The organism is Sphingobium sp. SA2 (assembly GCF_032227065.1).
Taxonomy (GTDB): Bacteria; Pseudomonadota; Alphaproteobacteria; order Sphingomonadales; family Sphingomonadaceae; genus Sphingobium.
On sequence record NZ_JAPMXX010000006.1, the window covers coordinates 2142405 to 2160090 of the forward strand.

The window sequence follows — 17686 nt, forward strand, 5'->3', positions numbered from 1 at the left end:
CTTCTTGCGCTGTCCATCAGCGGTTCGGTGATTCCCTATAGGTCGTGACCAGCGGCCCCAGCGCATCGGCCAACGGGCCAAGCCAGGGTTCGAACCGCCGCCAATGGTCGACGCCATCGGCATAGATGGGCTGGCGCACCTGTTCGGAACTGGCGGTGCGCACCGCGCGGTCGCTGCGCCAGAAGTCCAGGCATGGCGCTTCGAATGGTAGGCATAGATAGGCCAGCAGCCGGTCGACTTCGCCCGGCATATCGGCGACCATCTGTTCGTAGATCAGGCGATGCACGCGCCCCGGTGCGGCTGCGTCATAGGCGGTCATCAGCGCCACATAGTCGCGATAATAGCGGCCGATGTCGGTCAGATCATAGGTGAAGGCCTGGCCGCGCGCGAAATGCTGCTTCCAGCCTGACAGGCAGCAGCCCATCGGATGGCGGCGGGCGTCGATGATTTTCGCGTTGGGCAGGATCAATTGGATCAGGCCGACATGCTGCCAATTATTGGGCATCTTGTCGATGAAATGTGGCTTGGCGCTATGGCGATGGACGCGCGTGCCGTCGATATATTCCTCGCCCAGGCGTAGCCGGTCGGCAGGCGTCAGCGATGCGACCATTGCGGCGAAATCGGGAAATTCGCCGTCATCCACGCGCGATTGCAGGCGGCTGGCGATGACCATCATGTCGGGCAGTTCCATCGTGCCTTCGACCTGGCTGTGGCAGGAGAGGATTTGTTCGATCAGCGTGGAGCCGGAGCGGGGCAGACCGACGATGAAGATCGGGTCGGGTGCGGGGCAACCGCCAGCACCCCGCGCGGCGATGAAAGGCGCGGTGAAGGTGGTGGCGATGGCGCGCAGTTCGGCGGAAAATTCGTCGGCATCATGGCGTACCATCGTCCGGCGCAGCCGATTGCCGGCATCATAATGGCGGAAGGCGGCGGCATAATCGGCCGCATCCTCGAACGCCTTGCCGAGCGAGAAATGGAGGTGGAAAATATCCTCCTGTCCGTCCGCCGCCGCCGGCTCCAGCGACGCAAGCGCCTGCTCCATCGCCGCAATGTCCTGCGCATCCAACCTGACAGTCTTGAGGTTGGCGAGGCTCCACCAGGCTTCGCCCATGGTCGGGCGATAGCGAACCGCCTGGCGATAGGCGTGGACGGCATCGGCCTGTTTGCCGAGCGTCTTCAAGGCGTGGCCGAGATTCTGCCAGACCTGCGGCTGGTCGGGCTGCTGATCCAACAGGCGTTCGTAAATGGCCCGCGCGCCATCCTGATCGCCCAGCCGCACCAGCACCGATGCCTTGATCAGCGCGTAGCCGGGATTTTTGAGCGGCGACCTCTCCAATATCTCGGCATGGGCCAGCGCTTCGAACAGGCGGTTGTTCTGCAGCAGCAGCCGGATCAGGAAATCGCGCGCCAGGTCGAAGCCGGGGGCCAGGGTGACGGCGCGCTCGACCAGCGCCAGCGCCCGGCTCATGTCGCCGCCCCGCCAGCAGACTTCGCCCAGCAGGCGGCTGGCGGCGGCGTCATCGGGCAGGCGGTCGAGCCGCGTCGCCAGGATCGCTTCGGCCTCGTCCAACCGCGCTTCGTTCATGGCGATCGCGGCTTCCAGCAGGTCACGGTCGCGCGACGAGGCGTGGATGCCCGACAGGTCGGCACGCCAGGCCTCCGTCTCGCGGCCTACCATGCGCAACAGCCGGGCCAGCAGGAACCAGCCGCCCGCAACCGACGGCTGTTGCCTGGTCAGCGCTTCCAGTGCGGCGATGGCTTGGGCGGTATCGCCTGCTGCTTCGGCGGCCTGGGCCAACTCCCACCCGATGGCGGGGATGCGCGGGTAGGTGCGGCCCAGCGCAGCGAGGCGGGGGAGGGCGTCTTTAGGTTGGCCGAGATGCCGCAACGCCTGGCAGGCGAGCAGTTCCGCCTGCGGCAAGCCGCCGGTTCGGGCGAGGAGGGCTTGCGCCTGCGTCAGCGCGAGATCGGGGCGCGTCTCGACCAGACCAGCAATCTGCGAGAGCGTAGATTCAATAGTGCCCGTTGCGGCAGCGGCAGACCCGTTTCCCATAGCACCCCGAAAATTGTGCGATTGCACAAAAGGCTATGCCGATTGCAGCGTGCCGTCGAGAGGACGCATCATAAAAGTTCAAAAAATGCGTTTTCACCCGCTTGACAGCGCCCGTCTGAGTGGCAGTATCCAATTTAGGACAGTCGTTCGAATTGCTGCGTGAGCGAACTGTCTCATAAAAAATACGATGTTCGGCGTGGCCGTTATTCGGCCGCGACCCCGAAAGATGCGTCTTTCGGGCAGGGGGTTTTGCGTGTCTTCGGCGCGGTGAAGGCAAGCGCATGTCATGATTTGCAAGGTTAAGACCCGGTCGCCGGGCACTGCAACGGGAGAGGCCATGACGCAACGCGTATAAGGGGGGACTATCCATGGCCATCAGATTTGGCTCGCGACGAGTGCGCAATTTGTGCGCGCTGGGCGCTACGACATGCCTGACGCAATTGGCGCTCGCGGCGCCAGCCTTTGCCCAGACCGAAGCACCGGCAGAGGCCGCCGCCGCCGATCCATCATCGGGCCTTAGCGAAATCGTCGTGACCGCGACGCGCAGCGCGCAGAGCATCCAGAAAGTGCCGATCTCGATGCTGGCGCTGGGTGCCGAAACGCTGGCGGAGCGCCAGGTGAAAGGCTTGAGCGATTTCGCCGCCCTGCTGCCCTCCGTCTCGTTCGAAGGCATCGGGCCAGGCCGCAACACCGCCTTTTTCCGGGGCATCGTGCCTGCGGGCGGGGCTTATGCATCGGTCGGCTATTATCTCGACGATATTCCGATCACCGGCACCGAAGTCCCCGACATTCATGCCTATGACCTGGAGCGGGTCGAAGCGCTGGCGGGGCCACAGGGCACGCTCTATGGCGCGGGGTCGCTGGCGGGGACGATCCGCCTGATTACCAACAAGCCCAAGCTGGATAAGTTCGAATTCGGCTATGACGTCGAGGCCAATAAATATGGCAAGGGCGATTTTGGCGGGCAGCTCGAATCCTATATCAACGTGCCGCTGAGCGACACGATGGCGGTGCGCGCCATGGGCTATTATCGGCGCGATGGCGGCTATATCGACAATATACCCAATAACGGCCTGCTCAATAATGGCGCACCGGCGGTCTATACGCTGGGCGACAATAATCCGGCGACCTTCTTCAATCTCGACAATAGCGACATCGCCAAGGATGATTATAACACGATCAAGGAATTTGGCGGCCGCCTGCAACTGCTGTGGGAGCCAGTCGACGGCTGGGCGATCACGCCCGAAATCACCGCGCAAAAGCAGGTCGCCAATGGCTATTTCGGGTTCGACCCGCGCGTCGGCGACCTGGAAGTCCATGATTATGACAAGACCCGCAACGATGACCGCTGGTATCAGGCAGCGCTGAGTATTCATGGCCATATCGGCGACTGGGACGTCGTATCGGCGACCGGCTATTTCAAACGCCGGACCCGGACGCTCAACGACTATACTTATTATACCGTCACCTATGACGGGTTCGGCGCAGGCTATGAAAGCTATCTGCAGTTTTTCGACAATTGCACCGGATCGGGCGCGGCACAGCAATGTTCGCTGATCGACCCGACGCAATATTATCATGCGGACACGCACCGCAACAAGTTCACGCAGGAATTGCGGATTTCGACGCCCAAGGAATGGCCGTTCGACGTGACGTTCGGTGCCTTCTACCAGCGGCAGAAGAACGAGACCAATACCTATTATGCCATTCGCGGGCTGGATACGATCACAGGCTATACCCAGACGGGCGGCGGCGATGTGCCGGGCGGGCTGATCGGCGTGCCGGGCATGTACGGGATCGATTATGACGAAGACGGCAATCCCTTCTTCGATACCAGCAATGTCATCAATGCCAACGGCAACCCGCTCGGCACGATGATATTGGGGACGCAGGCGGTGAAGGGCGACGGCTTCTACATCACCGAACAGAACCAGCTTTACCATGACACGGCGATCTTTGCGGAGGGGCATTACAACATCACCCCGACGCTCAAGATCACCGGCGGCATCCGCTATTTCTGGACCGATTATGCGGTGAAGGGCTTTGCGGGCGTGGCGGGATCGGCGGCCAATACCATTACGTCGGTCTATGTTCCGACCGGCGAGATGGGTTGCCCCACGCCGCTTCCGGCCGAGCGCCTGCAATGTCTCAACACCAATTTCCGCGCAGCCGATCAGACCGGGCGCTACAAGGAGGATGGCGAGACGCACAAGATCGCGCTGGACTGGCAGTTCCAGCACGACAAGATGGTCTATGCCAATTACTCGACCGGTTTCCGCCCCGGCGGCTTCAACCGACCCCTGCGTATCCGCAATTTCGGCCCGGTGGATGTGGCCCCGTTCAAGTCCGAAACGCTCACCAATTTCGAACTGGGCGTCAAGACGACGTGGAACAACATCTTCCGCTTCAACGCCGCCGTCTATTATGAAAAATGGAATAATATCCAATATGGCGTCGTCGTATCCGGGGCGCAGGGCGCGGGCATGACCGGCAATGCGGGCAAGGCCGTGGTGAAGGGCATCGAATATGATGCCGATCTGAAACTCGGCAATGTGACGCTCTCGACCTCCGGCGCCTATAACGACGGCAAGCTGAAGGGCAATTTCTGCAACTTTGCGCTCGATCGCGACACATCGAGCATATCCCAATTGTCGACATGCACGTTGGGTGAATTCGTGCCCGACTCTGACCCTCCCACGCCCCAGGTCGCCGCCGCCGATGGCACCCGGCTGCCGCGCCAGCCCAAATTCAAAGGCACGACGTCGATCCGCTACGACACCTATATGGGCGATTATGCCGCCTATATTCAGGGGGCAGCGCTCTATCAGACCGGCGCGACGCAGGATCTGAACGTTGCCAGCAATGCGCTGCTCGGCAATACCAAGGGCTTTGTCAGCTTCGATTTTTCAGGGGGGATCAAGAAGGATAGCTGGAGCCTGACGCTGTTCCTGCAGAACGCTTTCGACAAGCGCGGGGAATTGACGAAGAACACCTTCTGCTCGATCGACTTCTGCTCCGGCTCGGCGCGGACCTTTACGATCAAGCCGCAATTTTTCGGCATCCGCTTCGGCCAGAAATTCTGACGGTTAGCGCCACCGCATGACAATGCCGCCGGATCAGCGATCCGGCGGCATTATTTTTGGCCGTGTTTTATGCCAAGGTGCATAGGCTTGTCGTTCCCCGGCGAAGGCCGGGGTCCAGTCCAGCGGTCAGAACTGGACCCCGGCCTTCGCCGGGGAACGACACGCATGAGTCAGCCCTATTGCGCGATGCTATTAGAGAGCGTCTTAGGGTTTCTGGCCGGGATAGAGCAGGCGCATGGCGCTGGGCGCGCCACATTGCTTGATCGCGACTTCCACATAGCGGGCGCGTTCGGCCTTGAGCGAGGCGGAGGAGAGGGCGAATTTGCGTTCTCGTTCCACCTCTTGCGCCGTGAACGGCTTGGCACCGGCCGGCACGCTGGGACCGCCGAGGCCAAACACCATGAAATTGACGAGGTCGGCCAATTGCTGGTTATCGCTGATCCGGCTGTGCGCAATGTTGGGCAGGCGGATGAGATAGGCGCGCGATTGCGGCGTGCAGAGGAACCAGCCGACCCGGCCGCGCAGTTCGGGTAGTTGCGCCGGGGCGGCGCTGCCCTGAATGCCATGGCAGCCGCCGCAATGTTCGGCATAGTCGGAGCGCGCCAGTTCCGGGTCGCTGATCGCGTCGGGCAATGGCCCCATCGGCGGCAACGCGGCGCGACCGATGCCGACCACGCCGAGCAGCAACAGCGACCCCGTCAAAAGCCTGCGCAAACCCTTGCCCTCAACTGGCCGCGCCCACCATCACCGCGGTCGAACAATGATATTCCATGCTGCTGGTGCCAAAGCACCAGATGACGTCATTGTTGAGCTGGGGCATGTAGAGCTGGGTTTCGCGGTCGGTATTGTCGCATCCGCATTGGCCGCAGGCGGGTTTGCCGCAACAGTCGCGATAGGCGATCAGATAGGCCTTGCCATCGTCCGGGTTGATGCAGGTGCCGACCCAGGACACCGGCGATGGCTCGGCGCCGGGCGGGCAACTATGCAGCCCACCCCCGCAACAGGTGCAGAGCGCGCCATCGATGGCGCAATAGCGCCAATAGTCGCACTTGGTATCGTCCTTGGTCTGGGCATTGCGGGCAAAGCCGGTCTTGGCTTCGGGCGAGCGATCGGGCTTGGCCGCCTCCGCGCGGCTGACCGGTAGCAGCGGGAAAACGGGCGCGGCCACCAGCGCCGCGCCCAGGCGCGAGAGCATGGAGCGACGCGAGCTGCCCCCGGCGAGCCGCCGCAGCAGTTTTTCGCCCATGGCGTCGGCGTTGAACCTCTTCATGTCACTGCCCCCCTTTGGCCGTTCAGGCCGCCTGTGCCTTCAACGATCCGATATAATCCTGCACGGTCTTGATCCCCATTTCATGGGCGACGACCAGGCTTTCGAGATGCTCCCGGCTGTTCACCAGCCCCTTGGACAGGATGGTGCCCTCGGCATCGAGCAGCACCGCAAAGGGCAGCTTGGCGACGCCGAACGCCTGGCCCACATCGGGACCGTTGACGAACATATAGGATTCCAGCCCATGCTGCGCGATCATGGCGCGCTGCGCGGCAACATCGTCATCGCCGACGAAGGTCAGCGCGACGCGCTCGTCGCGGGCAAAGGATTTGGCCATGGGAATGATGGCTTTGCACAAGGGGCATTGCGCCGACACGAACATCAGCAGGCGCAAACGCGTGCCATGGGCGTGACCGCCGACCGTGACCGGCGCGCCGTCTATGGAGCGCGCATCGATCTTGATCGTGACGTCGCCCACCGCCGGGCCGCCGCTGGTCGTCAGCGCGCCCGCTGGCGCGACGCGGATATGCAGCACGCCCACCTGCCGCGCGAGCGCGAGCAGCGCGACGCCAAGCCCCAGGATCACGACCCAGGAGAGGATTTGCGAGATGATGAGCGATGTCAGCATGGATGCTTATCTCCGGTAGGCGGCGGGCGACGCGATCAAAGCCGCGATGGCGGTATAGAGTGGATAGGCGAGCGCGATGGCGAGGCCACCTGCAATGGCGGTGCCCATGTCGATGGCGGACAGGGGCGGCACGGGCCACAGGCGCGGCACGAGCAGCAGCGCCAGGGCCACATTGCGACTGACCAGCGGCCAGCCGATTGGATGGCGCAGTTGCGAGCGGCCACATCCGCAATCGATATGACTGCGACCCCGCGCGATGTTGATCGCCATGGCCAGCGCGAACATGAGCAGCAGCAGTATGGCCAAGACGACCGGCAGCGGCGCAAGCCACGCCACCAAGGCGCCACCGATCAGCAGTTCCGCAACCGGTAGCAGTAGCGCGGCGGGCGCGACCAACGCCGGGGGCAGCAGCCGATAATTGGCGATCACGCCCGGTAGCAGCGCGCGGTGCCGAAGCTTTTCAACGCCCGACAGCAGCAGGATCAGACCGACACCGATCGATGCCGCAAGGCCGATGACCGCAAGGCCCAGTTCCATGGTCAGGATGGGTCCGCGACCGTGATGGTGCTGCCACCGGCCCGCTCGATCTTATGTTTTTCTTCCCCGGTGGCGAGGTCGATGACGATGGCGCTGGCCTCTTCGCCATTCATGAACAGCAGCGGTTTGTCGGTTTGCGACACTTCGATATTGTTCATCGGTTCCTTGAGCGCGCGGCGCTTGACGACCTTCTGCGTGGCCAGATCGACCTCCCACACTTCAGTCCCCGATGCCTTGTGCGTCCAATATTCGCCCATATGCATCAGCACGAACAAATGGCCCGATGGTCGATGCAACGCCATTGGTTGCCGACCGCCCGGATACCAGTTCAATTCCAGCGGCTTGGTTTCGCCGGGGCGAATGCCCGCTGCCGCCTGGATCGAAAAGGGCGCGGCAATGGTCGGGGTCGCGCCCAGCTTCGCCTGGAATATCTGGCCAGTGTAAGTGAGGAAGGTCGTTTCCTGCTTGCGCTTGTCATAGGTAAAATTGTCGAAGATCGGATCGTCGGTGGCGGAGAAGAAAGGCGCGCTATGCGTGATGTCCGCCTTGGTCCCCTTGATGGCCACGGTGGCCAGCGACCCGTCCGAACAGAGCGCCGAAAAGCCGACGCCGGGATTGGGCATCAGGCTGGCGCAGCCCGGCAGTTCGATCGCCGTCACGAATTTGCGCTTGGCCAGGTCAACGATATTGACCCCGGAGGCGGGGCTGAAATCATAGATATAGGCGGTCTTGCCATCGTCGCTGATGATGAAATTATTCTTGCGCGAACCGATCAGGATGCGGCCGGGCAGGGGAATTTCGGTGACGAGGTTCAGCGTCTGGCTGTCATAGACCGACACCATATCCTGTCGCGTGCCGCGATCCCCCTTCGACCAGATGGTTTCGGAGACATAATAATATTTGCCTGCAGGATCGATCGCGAAATCGGCGAGGCGGCGGGTTTCGACCATGCCCTTCATCTTGCCGGTTTCGCCGTCGAAGATGCTCGTGCCCGCCATGTCCCATCCGCCATCGACGAAGAACCAGGTCGGCTTGGGCGGCGGGATGGTCATCACGTCGGATGTTTCCGCTTCCGGCACGGCGTCGGTCTCAGCGGCGGGAGCAGCCCATGCCGCGGTCGCGAACAGCGTCCAGCCTAGCGCGGCGGCAGCGAATATTGCCTTGGTGGCGGTCCTCGACATCTGGCCTGATCCCCCTTGATGCGGCGGGCGGGCCTGCGGACTCACGCTGTCCACGCCCCCCAGCGCTGGCATGAAGTCTGGACAGATGTCCGGGATCGGTCAAGCGCTTAACGGGGGCGGTCGCGAATTTATTTCTGCACCGCAACAAAGCGCAGGCAGTAGCATGATCACGCCGTTTCGGTGACCAACCCTGCAATATCGCGCGCGGTCACCGTCTTGGCCAGGTGGATGAATGACGTAGCGGCAAGCGCGGTAAATGCCGGCATCTTGTGTGCCCAGGGCTTGCCATGGCCCAGGAACGGCGTCGATCCTTCCATCGACGCGCTGATGAACAGGGCCACGCTATGCACGTCGTCGGGGGACAAGGCGGGATTGAGCTGCGCGACATATTCGCCGATCGCATCATGCACGCGCTGGTAAAAGGCACGGACGCGATCCGCGACGAAATCGCTATGATTGGCGAGCGCCCATAATTCCGTGAACAAATGGGTCGTGCGCTTGGTCTGGATGTCGTCAAGACATAGGAGGATGATCCGTCTCAGCCGCTCTTCGGCGGTCAGCCCCGGCTTGCGCACCGTCTGATCCAGCACGCTGCCATAAGACTCGACCAGTTCATCGAGCATCACCTGGATCAGCATTTCCTTGCGCGGAAAATGATAGCTGACATTGCCGACCTTCATGTCGCACCGCGCGGCGATGCGGCGCAGGGTGAAGGCGTCGGCTCCTTCATCGATCAGCACGTCGAGCGCGGCCTTGAGGATCTGATCGACGGTTTCGGTGCCCCTGACATAGATGCCGGGCCGTGGGGGAGCGAGTATCATATCTGGTTCTGCCTTGCCCCGTCCTAGCATCGCTGGGGAAAAGTCGCCACCCTTTGGCACCATTTCGGCGCAGATGACGGGCAAGATTTTCGCAAAAACAAGGGCATATTGCATATTGGACGGAACTGTGAAGGCTGGCGTCGGTTCGCAAAGATCAGATGATGGATAGGACCGACGGATTACCCCTTTTATGAATGATAGCGCTGCCAGCATGGATCGCGGCCAGGACATGCACTTCCTGTCGGGGGGCGGGGTCATGGGCGAGTTGGTCCGGTCAAAGGACTGGTCGGCAACGCCGCTTGGCGCGCCGCAAAGCTGGCCGCAGCCGCTCAAGACGCTGGTGGCCCTCATGCTGTCGGCCGATCAACCGATGTTCATCGGCTGGGGGCCTGACCATATCTTCCTCTATAATGACCGCTACGCCCCGATGCTGGCGGACCGCCATCCGGCAGCGCTCGGTCGCACCTTCTTCGACGTCTGGCCCGAAATCCGGGCGAACATCGCCCCGCTCTTCGCCAAGGTGTCGGCGGGCGAGCCTGTGCATATGGACGATATCGAACTCATGCTCGATCGTCCGGGCCGTCCGCGCGAAGCGCATTTCGCTTTCTCCTACACGCCAGTTCGCGACGCGGCCGGGACGGTCGATGGCCTCTTCTGCGCCTGTGTCGAAACCACCGAGCAGATATTGGCGGAGCGCACCCGCCGCGAAGCCGAAGCCTCCGAGCGCAACCGGCTGTGGATATTGTCCGAAGACATGCTTGCCCGCGCGGACTTTGCCGGGCGCATGGGGGCAGTCAATCCCGCCTGGACCCGCGTATTGGGCTGGTCGGAGGCGCATCTGCTGGCGACACCCTATGTCGATTTCATGCATCCCGATGATGCGGCGGTGACGCTCGCCGCCATTGAGGATATGAGCCGCACCGGCCTTCCCACCCGCTTTCAAAATCGCATCGCCACGGCTGACGGCGGCTGGACGCCGATCGGCTGGACCGTGTCGCCCGAACCGGACGGGGTGAATTTCATCGCGATCGGCCGTGACCTGAGCGAAGACAAGGCGCGCGAAGAAGAATTGCTGCAAACCCAGGAAGCGTTGCGCCAGTCGCAGAAGCTCGAATCGATGGGCCAGTTGACCGGCGGCGTCGCCCATGACTTCAACAATCTGCTCACCCCCATCATCGGCTCGCTCGACCTGCTGATGCGCCGCGGCCTGGGCAGCGAGCGCGAACGTCGCCTGATCGACGGCGCGCTCCAATCGGCCGAACGCGCCAAGACGCTGGTGCAACGCCTTCTCGCCTTCGCGCGGCGACAGCCGCTCCAGCCCAAGGCGGTCGCGCTCGATGACCTCGTCACAGGGATGGCGAGCCTGGTGAGCAGCACGATCGGCCCGAAAATCGACCTGCGGGTCAGCATCGCCGACGATTTGCCCCCGGCGCGGGCCGATGCCAACCAGCTGGAAATGGCGATCCTTAATTTAAGCGTCAACGCCCGCGACGCCATGCCTGCGGGCGGCGAACTGACCATCTCGGCGAGCCGCGCCAGCGTGCGGGGGCGGCATCCCGCGGGCCTGCGCGTCGGCCATTATGTGCGCCTCTCGGTCGCCGACACGGGCATCGGCATGGACGAAGCAACGCGCGCGCGCGCCATCGAGCCCTTCTTTTCGACCAAAGGCATCGGCAAGGGCACCGGCCTTGGCCTGTCGATGGCCCACGGCCTGGCCGCGCAACTGGGCGGTGGGCTGACCATCATCAGCGCGCCGGGTGAGGGAACCACGGTCGAACTCTGGCTCCCCGTCAGCCCGGACGCGATCGGCAGTGACGATCAGATTCGCGTGCTGCCGCGCATATCCGTCGCGCGCGGCACGGCCTTGCTGGTCGATGATGAGGAACTGGTGCGGATGAGTACCGCCGACATGCTCAACGACCTTGGCTATGACGTGGTCGAGGCGAAATCCGCCGAGGAAGCCCTGCACCTGATCGAGGCGGGCGTCGCGCCGACCATATTGGTGACCGACCATCTGATGCCGGGGATGAATGGCGAGGAACTGGCGCGCAGCCTGCGGACCCGGATGCCCGACCTGCCTGTGCTGATCGTGTCCGGCTATGCCGAGGCGGAGGGGATTGCACCGGATCTGCCGCGCCTGACCAAGCCCTTCCGCAATGCCGAACTGGCCGATCGGCTCGAAACCATCCATCCGACCGAAGCCTGACCGCCAAGCGGCATCCGATGGATTATTCCCCCGCTGCCCGCCCATTGTGATAGGGGCTGGACGCACGGCATGATCGGGGAATGACATTGGTTCAAGAAATGCCGGAGGCGCATGAGTGGCAGCCCGCGCAGTTGCGGCGCGCGATCTTCGCCGCTGGAGTCGCGCTCTGGGCCTGGAATGTCGATACCGACGCCTTCACCATGGATGAGCTGGGCTTCAAACTATGGGGTCTGCCGCAGGGTGAGCAGGTCACGTTCGAAAAACTATCCACACGCATTCACCCCGCCGACCGGGACAGGGTGCGATCCGCATTCTCCGCGACGCGCGCCATCCTTGGTCCCTATGAAACCGATTTCCGCATATTGATCGGCGACGAAGTGCGGTGGATCGCCGCGCGCGGCCAAGGCGAGGATGACGGCATCGTCGGGCGGACCATGTACGGCATCTTCCTGGATGTGACCGGCCGCAAGCAGGCCGAAGAGGGGCATGAGCTTCTGGCCGGGGAAATGAGCCATCGCGTCAAGAATCTGCTCGCCATAGCATCGGGCCTGACCGCCATTTCCTCGCGCTCCGCTCTCAGCAAGGAGGATATGGCGGGGGAATTGACCGAGCGTTTGTCGGCATTGGGCCGGGCGCATGATCTGGTCCGCCCGCTGCCCAATGGGCAGGGTAATGCGGCATTGCTGGGCGATCTTCTGTCGGTATTGCTGGCCCCCTATGACGATCTGGGCGCGTTCAAGGGCCGCATCAGGGTCGCTGTCGAGCGGATGGGCGTGGGCGAACATGCGGCGACCGGGCTGGCCCTCGTCATTCACGAACTGGCGACCAACTCGATGAAATATGGCGCCTTGTCGCATGAGGCCGGTACGCTCGATGTCTCCAGCATGGCCGAGGAGGATGATGTCATCCTCACCTGGCTGGAACATGGCGGACCAAAGGTGGAGGAGCCGGACGGCGCAGGTGGCTTCGGCAGCAAGCTGGTGCAGCGTAGCGTGCGCGGCCAACTTGGCGGCACCATCGATTATGACTGGGCCGAAACCGGCCTGATCGTGACCCTGCGCATTAAGCGGGCGCGGTTGGCCGTGTGAAGCGCGCGCGGTTGGCCGTGTGAAGCGCGCGACGATTATCCGCTCATAGTCCCAAGGCGTCGGTATCGGCGCTGGCGGCGGCCAGGTCCGCATGGGCGATCAACTGCCGATAGGCGGCATCCAGCTTGCGCAAGGCCGCATCGGCGGCCGCTTCCTCGCGGATGTTGACCAGGAAGAAGTCGCTCGCCCCCATTTCGAACCGGCGTCGTTCGGCCTGGGCCATGTCCTGCGCGCGCGCCTGTTCGTCGCCTGCCAGCGTCAGCAGCCGCTCGGTCGCATCGACCGCGACGCCGATCGTGTCGATCTCCGCGATGATCTGCTCGCGCAGCCCCTGGCCACGCAGCATCGCCGCCTCGATCTCCGCCTGGGTCTGCATGATCCGGCCCTGCGCCGCGCGGCGCTGGAGTGGCAGGGTGAAGGTCAGCCCGACGCGGGTGTCCGTGCCTTCGCGCGATCGTCCGCCCTCGCCGATCGGTCCGATGTCGCGCGACGCTTCGGCGTTGAAGTCGAGGCGGGGCAACAGCGCATTGCGGTCCAGCGCCAGCCGGTCGCGCGCGACCTGCATCCGCACATCGATGGTGCGCAGGTCCGGCCGCATCGACAGCGCCGATTTGGGATCGACCGGCAAGGGCAGGGGGTTGGGCAGGTCCGATGGCAGTTGCGCAGGCGACGGGATCACCGGCCGTCCATCCGCGTCACGCCAATAGAGCGACAGCGTGTTGGCGGCACTGGCCAGCGCCTGTTCCGCCTGCACCACCAATGTCTGCCGCCGTAGGATATTCTGCTGATTCTCGGTCAGGATGATGCGCGGGCGCAGCCCCAGCGTGACCTGGCGCTCCAGCCCCGTCTGACGATCCTGCGCCAGCGCCAGCAGATTGCGCACGATCTCCAGCCGTTCGCCCGCCACCACCCACTGATTATAGGCGTCCAGTGCCCGCCGCTGCACGCCGATCGCGACGAACAGGCGGTCGGCATCGGCGAGCGCAATATCGGCTTCGGCCTGCGTCCGGTTGAACCGCCGATCATCGATCGCCCGGTCGCGGAGCAGCGCCAGCACCACGCCTGCCTTTATCTCGCCAAGCTGGTTGGTGTAGCTTTTATCCTCGTAGATGGGGAAGCGCCCGTCGGAAACACGATAGCCGCCATAGACATTGCCGCCCCATTGTTCGAGCGGCCGCGTCACCTTCGTTTCGGCATAGCGGCTGTCATAATAGCCGGTCAGGCGGCTGTCGGCGGCGGCGGAAAAGACCGTGTCGAACGCGCCCTCGGCCGACAGGCGCTTGCCCTGCGCGCCGCGCACCCGCGCCAGCGCTTCCAGCACCTGCGGCGCATGTTGGCGCGATGACGCCAGCACATCCGCCAGTTGCAGCGGGCCGGACAGGGAGGGCGCAGCCGCCCGCGTCGGCAACGGCGCGATATCCTGCGCGATCGCAGGCGCAACCGTCGCCATCAGCGCGGCGACGATGAGCAGGCGCTTACTTGGCATTGCTGTTGGCATTGGCATCGGTCGCATTCGTCGCTGAAGCGTCGGGCACATTGCCGGGACGCTGGAATTGCAGCGGGAAGTCGTTGAGTTGCCGCCACAGTTCGAACCCGACGCTGACGGTATCCATCAACACCCAGCCGCGCACCTTGGCCCCCAATCGGACATAGGGTTCCTGCGGCCAAGCCGGCCGGTCCGCTGCTGGTTCTACGATGACGCGGAACAGGCCGTTGGCCGATGCCGACACGTCGATCGCGCGCACCTTGCCATCGAACATGCCCTGCGCGACGGAGGGCCAGCCGCTGAACTGGATGGCGGGCCAGCCTTCAAATTCCAAGCGGACACGGCGGCCGATCTCGATCAACGGCACATCGCGGCCGTCGACATAAAGCTCGACCACACGCTGCGACTGTTCGGGTGCGAAGGTCGCTACGATGTCGCCCGCGCTGACCATGGTCGCATTGTCGCCACCCTGGATGCGCAGCACGCGGCCAGCGCGCGGCGCACGGATCATCTGGACCGACTGGCGGTTGAGGCTGACGTCCACGCGCGTCCGCTCGGCCCGCGCCTGCGCGACCTTGGCGGCATAATCGCTGACCTTGATCTGGGCCAGTTCATAGTCGCGGCGGGGGGCCAAGCCTTCGCGGTACAGCGTTTCCATGCGCGACACGTCCAGTTGCGCCACCCGCATGGCCTGCTGCGCTGCCATGATTTCGACATCGGCCTGCGCCCGTTCGGCGCGCAGGCGGTCGAGCAGATTGGGATCATTGTCGCTGATCCGTGCGATCGGATCGCCACGCTTTACCAAGCTGCCGTCGGTGACATACCATTGTTCGATCCGGCCGGGGACGAGCGCGGTGATATTTTGCACCCGGTCGCGCGGGTCGAGCGCGATGACGGCGCCGGTCCCCGGCGCGGTCTGCACCCACGGCACGAAGATCATGAACAGGATGCAGCCGACGATCGTCGCCACTAGCATCCATGCCAGCGCGCGGGTGACGCGCGGCGCACGAATGCTCGCCAGCGTCTTGAAATGCGACAGATGATTAGCGCGAAACGGCATCGCCAGCCTCCTTGCCAGCGCCAGCGCGCAGGGCGTCGAAACTCTCCCGGTCGGCAACCAGGCGCTGCTTCTTGCGACCCAGCCACAGCCAGCCATCCAGGGTGATGTCGTGCGGGCGGCTGGAGAAATAGAGGATGGTCACGGGCTTGCCCTTCAACATGGCGAAAGCCGCCTCCAGATGATGGACCGGCACCATGTCGTAGAGTGCCGACAGGACGAGGATGCGCGGCTGGGCGAGCAGGGCGCTTGCCAGCTTCAACTGCATGATCTCGACCAGCGCCAACGGCCAGCCGGTGGAGGACAGGCGCGTGTCCATGCCATCGGGCAGGGCGGCGACCCGTTCGTCCAGGCCCACGGCGCGCAACACGTCCATGATGCCGACGGAGTCATTCTCGGCACGCGCGAGCGAGAGATAATCGCGTATCGAACTTTCCACGATGGTCGGCCGGTTGAGGACGATCACGTCGCTGCGAAGCTGATACATGTCGAGCGAGGTGATGTCCGCGCCGCCCAGCGTGATGATGCCGCTGGTCGGCCGGATATGCCGCTTGAGCAGCGTGGAGAGCAGGCGGTCCATGTCCGGGTCGGCCGCACCGATCAGCCGGCTGCCGCCTGGAATGACGATGTCGATCTCCGCTTCGTCGCGGCCGATCGGCGCGCGGACGGAATGGAGGACGAGCGCGCCATGGGCGGGCCGTGCGGCGTCGGGCTTGGGTTCGGGCACTTGCTCCTGCGGAATGGCGAGGATCAGCGAGAGTTCCTCGACGCCTGCGACCAGATCGTAGAAACTGTCGAGATACGGCCCCAATTGTGCGGCCCCATAGAAGATGCTCGACAGGATCAGTTCGGCCGCGACCAGTTGGCCGATCGACAATTGCCCCTGAATGACCAGCCAGCCGCCCAGCGCCAGCAACCCGGCGCTGGCCACCGCATAGAGGATCAGCAGCGCAAGGCTTTGCGGGAAGGCATAGCGGAAATGCGCCTTATGCTCCTTCACATAGGCGGCGGTGGCCTCTTCGGACCGGTCCATGGCGAAGTGGAGATGGCGGCTCGATTTATAATAGCCGTTCGATCCACCCACGCTTTCCAGCCAGTGGGCGGCCTCATATTTGCGATAGCTCAGCGCCACCGACGTCCGCATCGCGCCCCGATACCAAAGACGCCAGATCAGCCAGACGGCGAAGATGAAGCCGACGTTGAACGCCAGGAAGAAGGGGTGATAGAAAGCCGTCACGACAAAGCCGACGCTCGCTTGCAGGATGATCGAAAAGCCTCCGATCAGCAGCGACGGGATCGCCTTCTGCACCGTCATCAACTCGAAGAAACGGTTGAACAGGTCGCCGCGTCGCTCGTCCTGGAAAAAGGGATTTTGCGCGTACACCGCGCGCAAGGTGATGTCCGCGACCAGCCGGGCGAAGAAACGGCGTCGGAACATCTCCATCAAATGCATGCGGAACGCGCCGAGCAGCGCCGATATCAGCAACAATCCGAGCAGGATCGCCGCCAGCGTGAACAATGGCGCTGGCAACGCCGTATTCGCCACGGAGTTGATCAGCATCTGCACCGAGATCGGCGTGGCTAGCGACAACAGGCCAATGCCGACACCGTAAACCAGTGTCAGTCTGATGAAAGCCTTGTCAGGACCGATGATCGGTCCCGCCCAGGCAAAGAAGTCGCGCAATCGCACATCGACCGGAGCCGCCATATTCGAATGTCCCACCGCGTAACAACATGATCCAAAACACAGCCGACACCACAAGGGCGCGCTGCATCATCAAGAGCATAATAAAGCCATCCATGGCGATACCCTGGATGGCGCTGCTCAGCTCCTAATGACGTTTTTGTCTATAATTCTGCCCTGGCGCAGTGAACCCGACGTCGCCGGGTCACGGGCCGCCCCAGTGGCTTGCGGTCCAAGTAGCGATGCACCGCCATCGGATCAAATCGCTAATTGCGAAAATTACGATGAAATAATAGTATCGACACATCGGTTTACTGTTCAGCAACAGTGTTGATCCACGTCGGGCGCACATAACGGCACCGCCACGCTATCGATCACAGTGTATGATCATCCTGTTCGCTGATTTCGGGCGTGCAGAAGGACGTACGGGATAACAGGGCGATCCTATGTCTTCATGTCGATAGGATCGCCATATAATACATTAAAAACAAACAGTTATAACAATTTTCCAACATCTGAATCTGAGCGATAGGTCAAGTAGGAGAGAAGCAAAAAGGCCTTACCACTGTACGCATCGCTGTACGCAACCGAGGTG

The 17686-nt window shown here is 63.0% G+C and carries 13 protein-coding genes; 3 read left to right on the forward strand and 10 right to left on the reverse strand.

Annotated elements, in window-relative coordinates; all coding sequences use genetic code 11:
• Window positions 1-16: 16 nt before the first annotated feature.
• Window positions 17-2053 carry a sulfotransferase gene (locus OVY48_RS18145; protein ID WP_313923870.1) on the reverse strand — a complete coding sequence of 679 codons (2037 nt, stop codon included), beginning with the start codon at window positions 2051-2053 and terminating at the stop codon, window positions 17-19.
• A 368-nt stretch (window positions 2054-2421) separates the two neighbouring features.
• On the opposite strand from OVY48_RS18145, the gene OVY48_RS18150 reads away from it, so the two are divergent.
• Complete coding sequence (locus OVY48_RS18150) at window positions 2422-5136, forward strand: TonB-dependent receptor (protein WP_313923871.1); 2715 nt, start codon at window positions 2422-2424, stop codon at window positions 5134-5136.
• A 204-nt stretch (window positions 5137-5340) separates the two neighbouring features.
• Here the strand turns inward: OVY48_RS18150 and OVY48_RS18155 are convergent, their stop codons facing one another.
• The 6 genes from OVY48_RS18155 to OVY48_RS18180 form a co-directional block, all read right to left on the reverse strand.
• Window positions 5341-5850, reverse strand: a complete 510-nt coding sequence (locus tag OVY48_RS18155) for a cytochrome C (RefSeq protein ID WP_313923872.1) — start codon at window positions 5848-5850, stop codon at window positions 5341-5343.
• A 10-nt stretch (window positions 5851-5860) separates the two neighbouring features.
• A complete protein-coding gene (mauA, locus tag OVY48_RS18160; RefSeq protein WP_069066561.1) occupies window positions 5861-6406 on the reverse strand; it encodes a methylamine dehydrogenase (amicyanin) small subunit in 546 nt (181 codons plus the stop codon).
• Between the two features lie 22 nt (window positions 6407-6428).
• Window positions 6429-7031 carry a methylamine utilization protein MauD gene (locus OVY48_RS18165; protein ID WP_313923873.1) on the reverse strand — a complete coding sequence of 201 codons (603 nt, stop codon included), beginning with the start codon at window positions 7029-7031 and terminating at the stop codon, window positions 6429-6431.
• A gap of 6 nt (window positions 7032-7037) precedes the next feature.
• Window positions 7038-7568, reverse strand: coding sequence for a MauE/DoxX family redox-associated membrane protein (locus OVY48_RS18170; protein WP_313923874.1), 531 nt, complete (start codon window positions 7566-7568; stop codon window positions 7038-7040).
• 2 nt (window positions 7569-7570) lie between these two features.
• Window positions 7571-8749 (reverse strand): amine dehydrogenase large subunit, encoded by a 1179-nt coding sequence (locus tag OVY48_RS18175; RefSeq protein WP_313923875.1) that lies wholly within the window; start codon window positions 8747-8749, stop codon window positions 7571-7573.
• Between the two features lie 167 nt (window positions 8750-8916).
• A complete protein-coding gene (locus tag OVY48_RS18180; protein WP_313923876.1) occupies window positions 8917-9570 on the reverse strand; it encodes a TetR/AcrR family transcriptional regulator in 654 nt (217 codons plus the stop codon).
• Window positions 9571-9760: 190 nt separating this feature from the next.
• Here OVY48_RS18180 and OVY48_RS18185 point away from each other — a divergent pair, with 190 nt between their 5' ends.
• Together OVY48_RS18185 and OVY48_RS18190 are read left to right on the forward strand one after the other, a co-directional pair.
• Complete coding sequence (locus OVY48_RS18185) at window positions 9761-11776, forward strand: PAS domain-containing sensor histidine kinase (RefSeq protein WP_313923877.1); 2016 nt, start codon at window positions 9761-9763, stop codon at window positions 11774-11776.
• An 80-nt stretch (window positions 11777-11856) separates the two neighbouring features.
• On the forward strand, window positions 11857-12864 hold the full coding sequence (locus OVY48_RS18190) for an HWE histidine kinase domain-containing protein (RefSeq protein WP_313923878.1): 1008 nt from the start codon (window positions 11857-11859) through the stop codon (window positions 12862-12864).
• A 43-nt stretch (window positions 12865-12907) separates the two neighbouring features.
• Here the strand turns inward: OVY48_RS18190 and OVY48_RS18195 are convergent, their stop codons facing one another.
• The 3 genes from OVY48_RS18195 to OVY48_RS18205 are packed head-to-tail and all read right to left on the reverse strand — an operon-like array spanning window position 12908 to window position 17115.
• Complete coding sequence (locus OVY48_RS18195) at window positions 12908-14350, reverse strand: TolC family protein (RefSeq protein WP_313923880.1); 1443 nt, start codon at window positions 14348-14350, stop codon at window positions 12908-12910.
• Window positions 14340-15410 carry an efflux RND transporter periplasmic adaptor subunit gene (locus OVY48_RS18200; RefSeq protein ID WP_313923882.1) on the reverse strand — a complete coding sequence of 357 codons (1071 nt, stop codon included), beginning with the start codon at window positions 15408-15410 and terminating at the stop codon, window positions 14340-14342. Before OVY48_RS18200 ends, OVY48_RS18195 begins: the two co-directional genes overlap by 11 nt.
• Window positions 15394-17115 (reverse strand): ABC transporter ATP-binding protein, encoded by a 1722-nt coding sequence (locus OVY48_RS18205; protein ID WP_069066567.1) that lies wholly within the window; start codon window positions 17113-17115, stop codon window positions 15394-15396. The genes OVY48_RS18200 and OVY48_RS18205 overlap by 17 nt, the downstream gene beginning before the upstream one ends.
• Window positions 17116-17686 lie beyond the last annotated feature (571 nt).